Source organism: Vibrio genomosp. F10 str. ZF-129, assembly GCF_000287055.2.
Lineage (GTDB): Bacteria > Pseudomonadota > Gammaproteobacteria > Enterobacterales > Vibrionaceae > Vibrio.
Genome location: NZ_AJYQ02000119.1, coordinates 1 through 14,153 on the forward strand (window position 1 = coordinate 1; position 14,153 = coordinate 14,153).

A 14,153-nucleotide genomic window follows, 5' to 3' on the forward strand; every position below is an offset into this window, starting at 1 on the left:
ATTCGGTTTCACGATGCTGAGTCGTAACCGCATGGGTGGTTTGAGCACTGGCGACCGACGTTTCTTCTGCCGTTGACGCCAAACCTTGGCTTGCCTCTAGAAGGTGAGCAATCAACTGCTTTAAATTGCCAGACATTTCTCTTAATGATCCATATAAGCTGTCTGTGGGTGCTGAATGGTCAAATTGGTGGGTTAAATCTCCATTCGCGACTTTCTGAGCAAGTAGCATCATATCTCGCGGTTCCCCGCCGAGCGGTTTCTTGATGATTTTAGCAAGATAAACAGCGAGTGCTATGGTGATCAGTAACGTCGCTATCATCAAATAAATGATGCTGCTACGAATTTGATAGACCGACGCAAACGCTTCGCTTTGATCTAGCTCTGCCACCAACGCCCAGCGAATATCACCAATATCAAGAGGCGCATAAGAAGATAGGACTTGGTTTCCATTGTAATCGGTGATGAGACGAGCACCGCTGTTTCCTCTTAACGCCTCGATAGTCGCTTCAGTCTTGACTCCGTTTCTCTCAACATTACCAGAAAATGAGGCAGTGACTGAACGCTCCGATGGGTTCAAATACGAATCGGAACGCATCAAATAATCGGAACCCACTAAGTAAGACTCACCACTGTTACCCATTCCCTCACGCAATTGCATCACCGAGTTAATCGCGTCCAACGACAATTGTAAGGCCACCACCATCACAACTTCTTGGCGTTCATTTAAAATAGGTTTGGCGATAAATGACGCTGGATCGCCATCCGAGGGAGCATAGGGGGCAAAATCAACCACCCCATATTGCTTACTTCCAATCACATCTCGAACCAATTGACCTAAGTTGCTTGACGCGTAGACACCATGAACAAGGTTGGTTTGATAATCTGCTTCTTTGGTGACGGTATAAAATGCTTCACCATTCGGATCGATCAAAAATAGATCATAGTAACCATAGCTTTCAATGTATTTGCTATAGAACTCTACTCCGTTATTGTCTTTTGGTACAAAAGCTTCTGTCACGTCTTGCTCTGAAATAATCCCCCACTGATTTGACTCATCAATAGTAATGGGTTGCCAAACCGACAAGACCAGATTTCCATTGTAATCAGTGATGATGCGAGAGCCTGCCTCATTGTTGAAGACTCGCTGAACAGCTTCTGTTTGTACTTTGGTATTGTTCTTAAACGAGGACGCAACAGAATATCGTTCAGGGTCAAGGCGAGAATCCGATCGCATCAATGAATCGGGGCCAATAAGATACGTTTCACCCGTTTGTCCCATCCCCTGAATTTGTCCGGTAATCGCATTCACTTTATTTATCGGAAACTGAAGAGCTGCATAGCCAATCACGGTTTGTTGCTGATCAGTAATAGGCGTGACAAAAAAACCCGCAGGCGAATTATTGGAATAATGATAGAGAGTAAAATCACCGAAATGGACTTGATCGTGTTGATTTGATTGCTGAGCGCGACGGAATGCTTTCTCTAAACCAGAGCCAACGATATTCTCAGATTGTATGTTTTTTCCTAGATCATTTTCACGCGTGGATGTATAGACAATGTTTCCATCGGTATTAATTAAAAAGGCGTCATACCAACCAAACTGCTGCTGAAATCGGTCTATTTCTTCACCGTAGTTATCTGCGATACCTGACCATTGGCGACCACTCACTTTTCCGCCTTGCGTTTGAAAAGCTCGGTCAAATTCCGACATCACCATTCTCGTTGTGTAAGAATCTGCGAAGAGGCGTAACCCCAATTTAAGCTGAGTAATGTATTCCTCTACTTGTTGGGCTTGAGCTTGATTAAGCGCTTCTAGTTTACGAAACCCTTCGAGCTTGAGCGTCGTGGCAACATCCACAAGGACATCCATGTCCCCTTCTCTCTCAGCAAAAAATGTACTGATTTGTGCAGACTTGATGCTTCTCACCGTATCGAGTTGGTTGTATGAACGTTCGGATAAGGCTGTTTGACTTAACAAAACCGCATTCAACCCTAACAACAGTGCAGGTACAACACCGATAAATACTAGGGCCCCTATTATCAAGCGCGAGAGCTTAATACGACCTAACCACTGACTCATAACTGTCCTTATTCATTTTATTAATAGTAAGGAAAGTGGTACCGACCGCCGCTGACTTATATGCTTGGCATTGCGTTCACCGTTTGGTATTGAATCAGCCTGCAAATGAAAATATCAGTTCTAGAAGGGATACCACCTAATAACAAGTAGTCAGAGGACTATAATTCCTACCGCTTAGCAAGCACCAGAAAGCATTTGTAACACATTGAAATTAAAGAAATTGTAAAGATTAATTTACGAGAAGACCGAAAGAAAAACCCTCACAGATAATTATTCACACTTATTGGATAGGTTTCTACTGACTGTTTGTTAATGAAGGTAATGGTTTGTGGTGGGATGCTTTTCCACAAACGCTCCTTATCTAGGGGCTCTGAGGCTAAAATGATGGCGTCTGTTGATTGAGAAATAAACACGGTCGGCGGCTTATTATCGGAACTGTAACGAATGACCCAAAACGCATTACCGTCGGACACGCAAATAGATGCTTTAAAAGGCTCAGAGATACGGTGCGCTTTAAGCGTATTAGAAATCATTTGGATGGTTTTCTGAAGTGATGAAATTGGGTCCGTTTCAAGGCCATTAGCCAATGCCAGAAGAAATATCAACTCACTGTCAGTAGAACCTTTTTTCTTGAGATACCACTCTTTATCCAACTGCCGCTCTAATTCAAATTTCACACTTTCAAAGTCTCCGATCTGACCGTTGTGCATGAACATCCAATTATCAATGATGAACGGATGGCAGTTGGCTCGTGAGACTTGTGCTCCCGTCGAAGAACGGATGTGCGCCATAAAACGGTGAGAACGAATATGATGAGCAAGTGAACGTAAGTTTTCATCACTCCAAGCCGGTAAGACTTCATGGAACTGGCCGGGAGAGCGCCTTTCGTTATACCACCCGATACCAAACCCATCGGCATTAACCCGAGTTACGGCTTTTTGAGCGTCCATAGACTGATTAATAAGCGAATGGACAGGTTCATAAACCAACTCATCGATATATCTCGGAACACCTTGATAGGCTAACCATCGGCACATTCTATGATCCTAATTAAAAGCAGACTTTACAAAGCTAATTGAAACGACGAAGAACCACAATAAAAACGTGTCGACATGGCACATCAATCGTCACTTTCTAAGCGACTGTGGGGTAACGCTATATTGCATCGGGGAGGGCTAGTGTATATTTAACGAGTGATTACGCTAAAAATAAAGAAGGTATAGAAAAGAGAAAATCTAGCGCTCGGATCTTTGCCTCATTCACAATCAAGATCGACGGTCATTACCGCATTTTTTCCATTTTTCTTTATTTGGTACATGGCTTGATCAGCGGCTTGGTAAACTCCATCAAAGTGATGCTTCCCTTTTTGAAAGAAACAAATACCAATACTCATTCCAATGTTTACGTTAGCAAGGGGCTGATTGAGCGTAGGGATAAAGGATGACAAAAGTTGGTCGCACAGTGCTGTCAACTTGGTGCGGTCAGCGTATGAGCACAATATAACGAACTCATCCCCCCCAATTCTTCCTACTTTAGCGTCACCAGGTGCCCGTTCAGTTAGTTCTTTTGCGATATTGGCGAGTAACGTATCGCCAGCATGATGGCCGAAAGCATCGTTAACCGATTTAAAGTTATCAATATCAAAAAATAGCATGGCTGATTCTTGCGAAAGATCGGGGGTATCTCGACGATAAAAATGTTCAACGATAGCACTTCGATTTAAAAGCCCAGTAAGCGGATCAGTGGATGCCAACTTAGCCAACTCCTGTTCATAACGCTTCTCTTTCGTCAGGTCGATGTGTGTCCCCATCATGCGAAGTGGATCGCCATTAGAGTCGTACTCGACAATACGGCCCCTATCGTAGACCCAACTATCACTTCCGTCTTTATGAATCATGCGGTGAACCACTTCATAAAGATCGGTTTTTCCTTTTATATGATCATCAAACGCACCAACGGCAAGGTCGTAATCATCAGGATGTAGATTACTTTTCCATGTATCTACCGTTGCAGTCAGCTCGTTCGGTTGATAGCCGAGCATTTTGCCCCACTGCATATTGAAAATGGTTAAAGTGCCCGAAGGGATATGCTGCTCCCACAAACAAAGCCCGTTGCTATCGAGAGCAGCATTCAATTTTTCTTGAAGACGGGCATTCTCACGCTTGAGTGCTTCGTTCTCTTTTTCAAGGCGTACGACTCTATTTAGATGCTCTTCCATTGCATTCATAAATCAATTGTATCCACAAACCAAAGCGGGCTTTAGAGCGAATATACAAAAATGGCGTCACTATTTCTATGATGCGCTTTAGATAGTGAGGCTTTAAATAAAGGTTTACCTGTTTTTAGCCAAATATTGATTTTAACCGTAATCCTGACGCCTAGTTCAGCGCTTATCAATTAAGCCGCATTCAGCGTATTATTAGTTTGGTTGCTGTTACACAATGCATCGTGAACAATACTCAACGCTTGTTTATAATTGGCCTCTTCAACAATATATTGCACACTGACGTTACGGATAGGAGCATGCAAGGCTATAGGAGCGATACCTTCGTTAATCAGCGCTTGCGTCCCTATTGCTAATGTCTCGTGAGTATTTAAACTCGAGCCAATAGCCGAGACCAAAGCAACGGTTTGACCTTTGATTTGAGCATCAGGGTACGATAATTTCACTCTTGCTTGCACTTCATTGATGCTGTCTGTATTACCGTTTAAGTAATAAGTTAATGAGTTTGCATCCATCTCTTTACTAATTAAGCCCACCTCTGTATCCGCGATGATCTTCATCATCTCTAGGCTCACCAAATCCAACTGGCACGCCTTGGCTTGGTCGAACAAATGCACCGCGTGCACCTTATCTTTGCCTGCAACGATCTCAACGCTATCGTCTTCTGATTGGAACGTTTCAGAAATCATTGTTCCTTTATGCTCAGGTTCAAACGTGTTCTTAATTTGCAGTCGTATGCCACTTTTACGCAACCCATCGGCCGCATTAGGGTGAATCGCTTCCATACCAAGGCTCGCTAACTGGTCTGTGACATCAAAGTTTGTCTCCCCAATAGGTTGAACCTTATGTGCGCCAACCAATCGAGGATCAGCGGTACTCAGATGGTATTCTTTGTGAATGATCGCTAAATCCGCTTTGGTAACACACGCTAATCGGCTGAATGTCATTTCGCTGTAACCGCGATCGTAATTCGACATCACACCTTCTTTTGATGCGGCATACCCCGTGACAATCGGAAGCTCCTTAGTGACATCTATCAATTCAAAAGCAGCCTGAATACAGTCATCTAGCGTTTCGGGCATGTCTTGGGCATCCCACATCGACAAATCAACAAATTTTGCATTAATGCCCATACCTTTGAGTTTTGTTGCCGTATTGTACGCACTGTGAACTTCACCAATCGAGGCTAAAAACTCACGAATTTGAGGCAAGTATTGCGCGAGATCGAACTGTCCATACTGACACACATCGAGAAGGTTGCTAATGCAAGACTTGGCCTCCGAAATTCTTGAGCGAATGAAATTATCCGCTGGGATTCTTTCCATCGGATCTGCAAACATATGTTCGTTGGTCAAAAGCATTCGACGCTCAATCGTCTCCAGTTCTTCTCTCCACCGTTCATCCGAGTTGGCAATCAGTTGATACACCCCAGGATGCTGAGTTCTCTTGCATTCCAGTAATGCATCGGTAAAACCACCGTATGCAGACACCACAAATGCTCGGTGATACATATGGCTATTTTGGGTGGGGCGAAGAAGTATGTTGTCCAACACACTGTCAAAATCGGACATCGATGTACCGCCGATTTTTTCTACGGTATAAGTCATAGTAAGCCTATTTTTGTTTGAATGAGATAATGGGTTGAGTGAGATTGTGGGCTGAACCACTTGAGTTCACGCATTGTGGTAGCGATCAGTCAATCAATGGATAAACACCCTGTTTATCATGTGTTTCCTGCCCTGTAATTGGTGGATTAAACACACATGCCATTACCATCTCTTTGTTATCGTACGCTCTTAAATAATGTTCATCATGTTGATCTAGTATGTACAAGGTTCCTGGTTTGATGGGGTAGGTTTCACCACCAACCACCTCAATTTCTCCTTCACCGTTTATGCAATACACCGATTCAAGATGATTTTTGTAGTGGATATGAGTTTCCGTACCTTCATAGATGGTCGTAATATGAAAAGAAAAGCCCATATTGTCGTCCTTGAGTAACATTCGGACGCTTTCCCAAGTATCGCTGCTAACGCGACGCTCGCTATCTCGGCATTGATCGAGTGTTCTGACTATCATAGCTTGCTCCTAATTTATGATGCGCGTTGGTACTGATTAGAAATCACCGCATCGACAGCGGATTCAAATAGATTCAAACCATATCCCAGCTCTTCTTGAGTGATCGTTAGTGGACTAAAGAACTTAATCACTTCATCCCGAGGGCCAGCGGTCTCAATAACCAGTCCTTTATCAAAACAGGACTGACCGATTTCCGAAGCCAATTCGCCAGATTTGGTTTCGATACCCTGCATCATGCCTTTGCCTTTTTTACGGACAAATTGATTTGGGTAACGAGCCAGCACTTTCTCTATCGTGTTTAAAACCAAGGTCGCGCATTGTTTAATGTGAGTAGAAAACTGTTCATCTATCCAATATGTTTCTATCGCTTTCGTTGCCGTGACAAAAGCATGATTGTTACCTCTGAAGGTGCCGTTATGTTCGCCTGGTTTCCAGATATCCAACTCCGGCTTGAGTAATACAATGGCCATAGGTAACCCATAACCAGATAACGATTTCGACAAAGTCACGATATCTGGTTTGATTCCAGACGATTCAAAGCTAAAAAATGAACCCGTCCGACCACATCCAGCTTGAATATCGTCAACAATCAGCAAGACTTGGTTGTCTTTACATATCTGAGCGAGTTGTTGTAACCACTGATCTGAAGCGGCATTTAATCCACCCTCGCCTTGAACGGTCTCCACTAGTACCGCCGCTGGTTTATCCAAACCAGAAGAGTTATCTTCGAGCATCACTTTAAACAACTTAAGCCCATCAACTCCCGCATACCCTTCAAACGGAAGTCGTGTTACATCGGGCAATGGAGCGCCTGAACCATTACGGTGATGCTGATTACCCGTTGCAGCCAGTGCGCCACTGGTACAACCGTGAAAGCCGTTGGTAAATGCCACAACATTGCTTCGCCCTGTCACGTTACGCGCCAATTTTAAGGCCGCTTCAACCGCGTTAGTCCCCGTCGGGCCCGTAAACTGGACTTTGTATGTGAGGTTACGAGGCTCAAGGATGTGAGTTTGCAATGCACCTAAAAAATCAGCTTTCGCGTTTGAGTGCATATCTAAACCATGTGTTATGCCATCCTTTTCAATGTACTCAAGCAGTTCAAGCTTAAACACTGGGTTGTTGTGTCCATAATTTAAAGAACCTGCGCCAGCGAGAAAATCTAAGTATTTGTCGCCAGATTCTGTTTCTAACCAACACCCTTTTGCTTTGTTGAAAACAACAGGGAAATGGTTTGAATATGATCGAACGTTTGATTCTTGTTTTTTAAAAATATCCATCATAATTTGTCTCCTTATTTCCTTTGTTATTGATTTTTCTTAAGAGAAATTCGGTATAAATACTCGGTGTCATGCTGACCATCAAAGTGAATATCTCGATCAAGAAACACAGACACCACGCTTTTTTCTCCATGCTCTTTTTCTACTCCGTTAAACAATGCCCAAGACGCTTTGTTATTTTTGGTAATGGTTGTTTCTATCGCCTTTAACCTTCTCAAGTTTTGACGTTCCAGCAGCTTGTTGAGCATTTTTTTTGCTATTCCTTGCCCCCTAAAACCTTTGCCGACAACGACCTGCCAAATAAACAGAGTTTTTGGAACGTTAGGTTTTAGATAAGCCGATATAAAGCCAGCCAATTCACCACGATAGTAAGCGGCCAACGATGTCTCTCTGAAGTGCGTTACTTGAAGAAAGTTACAGTAAGCCGAATTGTCATCGAGGGGTTCCGCAGACTCGATTAACTTATTTACAGCAAGTCCATCCTTAGCGACAGGGGCTCGAAAAGACCAGTTTCTCGATTGAGCGTCATTTTCATTTTCTACCATGAAAAACGTCTCACTGATGTTCATCGCTCTCATTTCCACCTCTAAATTTACTTTGAGCTCTAATTAATTTCCTTTTTATTATCTGACACCCCCCCCCTTTAAAATCAAAAGAAAACGAGCACGATGTGACACAAATCACACTTATTGCTGCCGCCATATTAATTAGATGTCTAACCAATTATGAAATGTTACGATCGAGAAAACTAAAACTCTTCCCGCTTCGCATCTACAGTTAGCTTTAGATCAAATAGTTTTAGACCCAAAAAATAATAAGAATAATTTGGAGTACAAATATGAAAATCTTGGTCATCGTTTTTATGGTCGCCTGCTTATTCCCCTTCACCAGCTTTGCTCAACAAACGGTCTATTCTGATTCAGAGTTACTGGACAGACCCCTGATGGAGCGTTACATCCTCGACGAGCTTAAAACGCTACGCCAAGACCAACAGAGTTTAGAAAAAAGAATGATCGTCCAAATCACCGATCGTGAACTTGCCGTCGCCGATAAATCACTGAATTACGCGAACATAACGGTGACCTATTTTTTCTACATTATTGCAGGCGTTGCGTCTCTTATTGCTCTCGTAGGGTGGCAATCACTGCGCGAGTTTAAGAGCAGCACAAAAGAAATGGCTGATCAGCGACTGGACTCAATAGCCAGTGAATATGAAAAAAAATTCAGTGCTCTAGAACGAGACTTGAAGCGAAAAACACGGATCATCAGCGAAAATAACAAAGAAATTGAAAGAATTAGCGAAATCCACAACCTGTGGTTAAGAGCGCAAAGTATGCAAACACCAGAACAGCGAATAGACGTTTATGATGAAATTCTTACCCTTCGCCCCGGCGATTTAGAAGCGCTCACCTATAAAGCCGATGCAGCAATGGAGATCAAGGAATACCACTGGGCATTAAGTTTGTGTAACCGAGTTCTCGATTTAGACATCACTAACGGCCCAGCCTTATACCAAAGAGCGTGCGCTTACTCGAGATTAGGTATTGAAGATCAAGCCATTGAAGACTTAGAACTGGCCATTGAAGCTAGCCCGTCCATCAGAGATCTCATCAATACCGAACCCGATTTGGAAGGGTTGCATGGGAACCCTAGGTTTGAAGCTCTGATCACTGCTGGATCGCACGAAGGGTAATTCGTTTACTCGAAAAAAAGTGTGATAATCTTACGGCAACTCAACCACGAGATAACAACTACAATGAAAATTTTCAGCAACTTCGAAAGCGGTAACATCCACGTCGTTTCAGCAGAATCTCCACAAAACATTCAACTCACGATTCCTGCCGATAACCAGACAGATATTTCACAATGGTTTCACTTCCGCTTAGAAAGTGAAGCGCAACAGGCGCACCACTTTACGATCAATGGACTGGCAACATCGGCCTACCCAGAAGGTTGGGTTGATTACGATGTGGTCGCTTCTTATGATCGCGAAGAATGGTTCCGTATCCCGGCCACCTTTGACGGTAATGCATTGGCGTTCGATATCATTCCCGAGCATGAGTCCATGTACTTTGCGTATTTTGCACCCTACTCGTACGACCGCCACCAAGACCTGTTACACAGCACCCAAACGCATCCGGCATGTAAGCTAGAAACACTCGGACACACGCTAGATAATAACGACATCAGTCTACTAACGATCGGCGAACCCAGCCCTGAAAAGAAAAATATTTGGGTTATTGGTCGTCAGCACCCGGGCGAAACGATGGCCGAATGGCTTATCGAAGGCTTATTGCTTCGTTTACTCGATGAAACAGACACCGTTGGCCGTTCACTGCTCGACAAAGTGGTGATTCGTGTTGTTCCGAACATGAACCCAGATGGCAGTATTCGCGGACACCTTCGTACCAATGGTATTGGCGTGAATCTAAACCGTGAATGGCAAACGCCATCAATGGAGCGCAGCCCTGAAGTGTATCTGGTTCGAGAGCGAATGCTGGAAACAGGGGTGGATATGTTCTTAGATATCCATGGTGATGAGGCTATCCCATACAACTTTGTTGCAGGCAGTGAAGGTATCCCTTCTTACAATGCACGCATCGCCCATTTAGAGAATCACTTCAAGCAAGCTCTGTTAACCATTACTCCTGAGTTCCAAGACGACATTGGGTACGACAAAGATGAACCGGGCAAAGCAAACCTAACTGTCGGCTCTAACTGGGTTGGAGAGCAGTTTAAATGCTTGTCTTACACCGTAGAAATGCCGTTCAAAGATCACATTAGTCATGCCGATGAGCTTTACGGCTGGTCGCCTGAACGTAGTGTTAAATTCGGCCATGATATGCTCGCGGCTGTATGGGCTACCGTTGGCGAGCTGTAAACTTTTTCATTCAGCATTAACGACAAATTAAAGCGTGTTTCCTTCACGTTCATCGTGGTTCACTCTGACCAAGACGCCTAGTGTCACTGACTCTGGGCGTTTTTATTTGCTTACTATTATGTGGTTCACTGCCTATTTACAGCGCCCGCTAGCCATGTAATATTCGAACGCTAGAATGTTTTCTCGAACAGATTTATCACTCTAGGTATCGTCTTAGTAAAAGGGTTTGTATCCATGTTTTCTTCATTGCACGTGCGTTTGACCGCCATTAATAACAACAAATACTTCCAAGCCATTACTGTTCTGGTCATCGTCCTTGCTGCGCTCACCATCGGTGCTAATACGTTTGAGCTTCCTGAAAGTTTCAACGTGGCTATTTACTGGCTCGATAAGTTCATTTTGCTATTTTTCCTCGTTGAGCTTGTCATCAACTTCTTCTCTTACAAAAATAAATGGGATTTTTTTAAAAGTGGGTGGAACTGGTTCGATGCAATTATCGTTATTGGTAGCCTGATACCGACCGCTGGGCAAGGTATTCTCATTGCGCGACTATTGCGTGTATTTCGCGTGCTTCGACTGGTGTCCGCGATACCTCAGCTCAAGATTCTGATAAACGCTCTATTTAAAGCGATTCCAAAGATGGGCTATATCGCCGTGTTGATGTTCATCATCTTCTACATCTACGCAGTGATTGGCAGCTTAGTTTTTTCTGACATCAACGAGGTGTTATGGGGAGACGTTTCAATTTCAATGTTGACGTTATTTCGTGTTGCTACGTTTGAAGACTGGACAGACGTCATGTATGAAACCATGGCTGTCTACTCAATGAGCTGGTTTTACTATCTTACTTTTATCTTTCTGACTGCGTTTGTCTTTCTCAACATGATGATCGGTGTGGTGATCGAAACCATGACCGCTGAGCATGCTATAGCCGAGCAAGACAAAGACTCGGATATGCCCTTGCTGACTCCGGACCATGAACCAAGACCAATATTCGCGACACACAAGCAAGTCGAATCATTGCAAAAAGAGCTTTCTGAGATCAAGGCACTGCTGAAACAAAAAAATGGACAATCTTGATCCAAAAGAAAAAACGGCTAATCGAGTCACTGAGCTCTAGCCGTTTTATCTGATGGTTGTGTTTAGGAAGCAAAAACTAGATCAATTTGTTTCGAATGTGGATGACCACGGCTTCTGCAATAATGACCACCACAAAAATACTCAACAGCACCATCGATACTTTCTGCCATTCAAACAAGTTTTGTGCGTCATTAAGCACCACACCAATGCCACCAGCGCCAACCAACCCTAATACGGCAGACTCTCGAACATTGATGTCCCAACGGAACAAAACAATAGAGTAAAAAGCAGGCATAACTTGAGGCCAGTACCCTTTCAATATGACACTCATCCATGAAGCACCCGTCGCACGGAGCGCTTCAATTGGCCCCATATTGACTTCAGCAAGTGCTTCCCCCAACAGCTTCCCGACAAACCCTATACTACGAATGGCAATCGCCATCACACCAGCAAGAACGCCAGGGCCGAACAGTGCGATAAACAACAAAGCCCAAACCAGTGAATTGACCGAACGGGAAGCCACAAGGAAAAATTGAGCGACCCAATTTAACACTTTATTTTGTGTAATATTTGGCGCATTAAGTAACGCCAAAGGAATCGCAAATATCAGGGTAAACAGCGTACCCAATGTGGCAATATTGAGCGTCTCAATCATCGCAGCGTGAATCGATTCAGGATAAAAAGCATAGTCCAATGGAATCATTCTCTGAAACATGTCAGCAAACTGCGCAGGTGCGTCATACAAGAACTCAGGAATCACTTCCACGGTCTGCCACGACCACACAATCGCACAGACTAAGCTGAAGTAAATAGCGAACCGGGCAATGCGCTCACTAGGCGTGAAGCGTTGCCACTCTTTATCGATAGAGGCGGTTGTCATTAAAACACTCTCCTAACAATATTAGAAAGAAACTCACCGACTAAAATCAATGCGATGATAGTGATCAAAATGGCGGCCACAAAATCATAGTCAAAACGTTGGAAAGCAGAGAACAGCGTCCCTCCTAACCCTCCGGCTCCTACAATACCGACCATCGTTGAGTTACGTAAATTGGAGTCTAACTGGTAACTTGCAAAGCCAATAAAACGCGAAAAGACTTGAGGCATGACCGCATACAAGATGACACTGGCGAAGCTCGCACCCGTCGCTCTAATCGCCTCGACTGGTTTAAACGAAATCTCTTCAATGGACTCCGCAAACAGCTTGGCAATAAAGCCAATCGACGCAAACACTAAGGTAAGAATGCCCGCTAAAGCACCAAAACCCACCGCTTTAACAAACAAGATTGCGATGATCACCGGATGGAAAGAACGGCATAAAGCAATAAAGCCACGCACAGGCGTTGAAACAAGAGAAGGCATCATATTTCGAGCCGCGAGCAACCCCAGAAACAGTGAAATGAGGATCCCAAAGAAGCTCGAAATAATAGCGATTTGTAGACTTTCGGCAAGACCGCTCAGTAATAAACTCGAGCGAGAGAAATCAGGCGGAAACATGCGCGATAAAAGTCGTTCACTTTCACCAAAACCTATAACCAAACGGTCAACGGTTAGACCAAGCATCGATACGCTATAAAATAGGTAGCCTACAACCGCTGCGATAATGGCACGATTAAGCCAAGACACCTTGAACGGATTTTTACGATCAATAGAAGTGCCGTTAGAAGAAGGCCCGTTTGTCAAAGGGCTTGGGGTTAATTCAGCCATGACTCGCCCCCGTAAATGATCTTCAGATCGTCTTCTGAAATACCCTCAGGGCTACCATCGTAATGAACCTTGCCATTACACATACCGATGATGCGCTTTGCGTAACGTTTCGCCAAATTCACATCGTGGATGTTCACCAAAACCGGAATGTTTTTCTGCTCGGCGAACGTCTCCATGAGTTCCATAATCTCAACCGCGGTTTTAGGATCAAGTGACGATGTAGGTTCATCGGCCAACAGAATATAAGGGTCCTGCATGACGGCACGCGCAATACCAACACGTTGTCTCTGGCCTCCTGATAAGCTGTCGGCACGTTGGTTAGCAAAGTCTTGTAAGCCAACAAATTCAAGCAGTTCAAAGGCTTTCTCGAGGTCTTTTTCCGAGTAATTACGACGCCATGCATTCCATGCCGTCATGTAGCCTAAGCGCCCGCTTAACACGTTTTCAAGGACCGTTAGGCGCTCTACTAAGTTGTACTCCTGGAACACCATACCGATATGACGACGCTCCTTGCGAAGCGCTTGTCCTTTAAGTTGCGTGAGATCCGTACCATCAAATATGATTTCACCTTGGCTAGGATCATTAAGACGATTGATACAACGTAAAAGCGTACTTTTCCCCGTTCCTGAAGGCCCAATAATCGCAATAATTCCTGGTTCTTTAACATCAATGTTGATGCCTTTAAGGATTGGCTTTCCTGCCACATATTCATGATAAAGATTGTTGATCTTTATTCCGTCACAGCTTACTTCGGCCATACTGCATTTCCTTGTACAAATATTAAGATGAACTATGCCCTACCGGTCAGGGCATAGATTTTTA

At 43.9% G+C, this 14,153-nt stretch carries 13 protein-coding genes; 3 read left to right on the forward strand and 10 right to left on the reverse strand.

Features of this window, described 5'->3' with window-relative positions; all coding sequences use genetic code 11:
• The 7 genes from A1QO_RS15290 to ectA all read right to left on the reverse strand — a co-directional run.
• The coding region (locus A1QO_RS15290) for a PDC sensor domain-containing protein (protein WP_017040907.1) at positions 1–2,080 on the reverse strand (2,080 nt) is incomplete at its 3' end.
• 260 nt (positions 2,081–2,340) lie between these two features.
• Positions 2,341–3,117 carry a class II glutamine amidotransferase gene (locus A1QO_RS15295; protein WP_017035266.1) on the reverse strand — a complete coding sequence of 259 codons (777 nt, stop codon included), beginning with the start codon at positions 3,115–3,117 and terminating at the stop codon, positions 2,341–2,343.
• A 218-nt stretch (positions 3,118–3,335) separates the two neighbouring features.
• On the reverse strand, positions 3,336–4,298 hold the full coding sequence (locus A1QO_RS15300) for a sensor domain-containing diguanylate cyclase (protein WP_017039360.1): 963 nt from the start codon (positions 4,296–4,298) through the stop codon (positions 3,336–3,338).
• A gap of 179 nt (positions 4,299–4,477) precedes the next feature.
• Positions 4,478–5,911, reverse strand: a complete 1,434-nt coding sequence (locus A1QO_RS15305) for an aspartate kinase (RefSeq protein WP_017039361.1) — start codon at positions 5,909–5,911, stop codon at positions 4,478–4,480.
• An 85-nt stretch (positions 5,912–5,996) separates the two neighbouring features.
• The gene (locus tag A1QO_RS15310; protein ID WP_017039362.1) at positions 5,997–6,383 is read right to left on the reverse strand and encodes an ectoine synthase; all 387 of its coding nucleotides are present in this window, start codon (positions 6,381–6,383) and stop codon (positions 5,997–5,999) included.
• 14 nt (positions 6,384–6,397) lie between these two features.
• Positions 6,398–7,663: a diaminobutyrate--2-oxoglutarate transaminase gene (gene ectB, locus A1QO_RS15315; RefSeq protein ID WP_026026825.1), complete on the reverse strand. Its 1,266-nt coding sequence runs from the start codon at positions 7,661–7,663 to the stop codon at positions 6,398–6,400.
• Positions 7,664–7,689: 26 nt separating this feature from the next.
• Positions 7,690–8,232, reverse strand: coding sequence for a diaminobutyrate acetyltransferase (gene ectA / locus A1QO_RS15320; RefSeq protein WP_038131345.1), 543 nt, complete (start codon positions 8,230–8,232; stop codon positions 7,690–7,692).
• Between the two features lie 293 nt (positions 8,233–8,525).
• On the opposite strand from ectA, the gene A1QO_RS15325 reads away from it, so the two are divergent.
• The 3 genes from A1QO_RS15325 to A1QO_RS15335 all read left to right on the forward strand — a co-directional run bounded on the left by A1QO_RS15325 (position 8,526) and on the right by A1QO_RS15335 (position 11,624).
• Positions 8,526–9,356: a tetratricopeptide repeat protein gene (locus tag A1QO_RS15325; RefSeq protein ID WP_426621167.1), complete on the forward strand. Its 831-nt coding sequence runs from the start codon at positions 8,526–8,528 to the stop codon at positions 9,354–9,356.
• 63 nt (positions 9,357–9,419) lie between these two features.
• The gene (locus A1QO_RS15330; RefSeq protein WP_017040908.1) at positions 9,420–10,544 is read left to right on the forward strand and encodes a M14 family metallopeptidase; all 1,125 of its coding nucleotides are present in this window, start codon (positions 9,420–9,422) and stop codon (positions 10,542–10,544) included.
• A 234-nt stretch (positions 10,545–10,778) separates the two neighbouring features.
• Positions 10,779–11,624: an ion transporter gene (locus A1QO_RS15335; RefSeq protein WP_017039367.1), complete on the forward strand. Its 846-nt coding sequence runs from the start codon at positions 10,779–10,781 to the stop codon at positions 11,622–11,624.
• 76 nt (positions 11,625–11,700) lie between these two features.
• Here the strand turns inward: A1QO_RS15335 and phnE (A1QO_RS15340) are convergent, their stop codons facing one another.
• Genes phnE (A1QO_RS15340) through phnC form a run of 3 tightly spaced genes read right to left on the reverse strand, consistent with a single transcriptional unit; the run spans position 11,701 to position 14,089 of the window.
• On the reverse strand, positions 11,701–12,504 hold the full coding sequence (gene phnE / locus A1QO_RS15340) for a phosphonate ABC transporter, permease protein PhnE (protein WP_017039368.1): 804 nt from the start codon (positions 12,502–12,504) through the stop codon (positions 11,701–11,703).
• The gene (gene phnE, locus A1QO_RS15345; protein WP_017035261.1) at positions 12,504–13,331 is read right to left on the reverse strand and encodes a phosphonate ABC transporter, permease protein PhnE; all 828 of its coding nucleotides are present in this window, start codon (positions 13,329–13,331) and stop codon (positions 12,504–12,506) included. The genes phnE (A1QO_RS15340) and phnE (A1QO_RS15345) overlap by 1 nt, the downstream gene beginning before the upstream one ends.
• Entirely contained in the window at positions 13,319–14,089 is a 771-nt protein-coding gene (gene phnC / locus A1QO_RS15350) for a phosphonate ABC transporter ATP-binding protein (protein WP_017035260.1), read from the reverse strand. The genes phnE (A1QO_RS15345) and phnC overlap by 13 nt, the downstream gene beginning before the upstream one ends.
• Positions 14,090–14,153 lie beyond the last annotated feature (64 nt).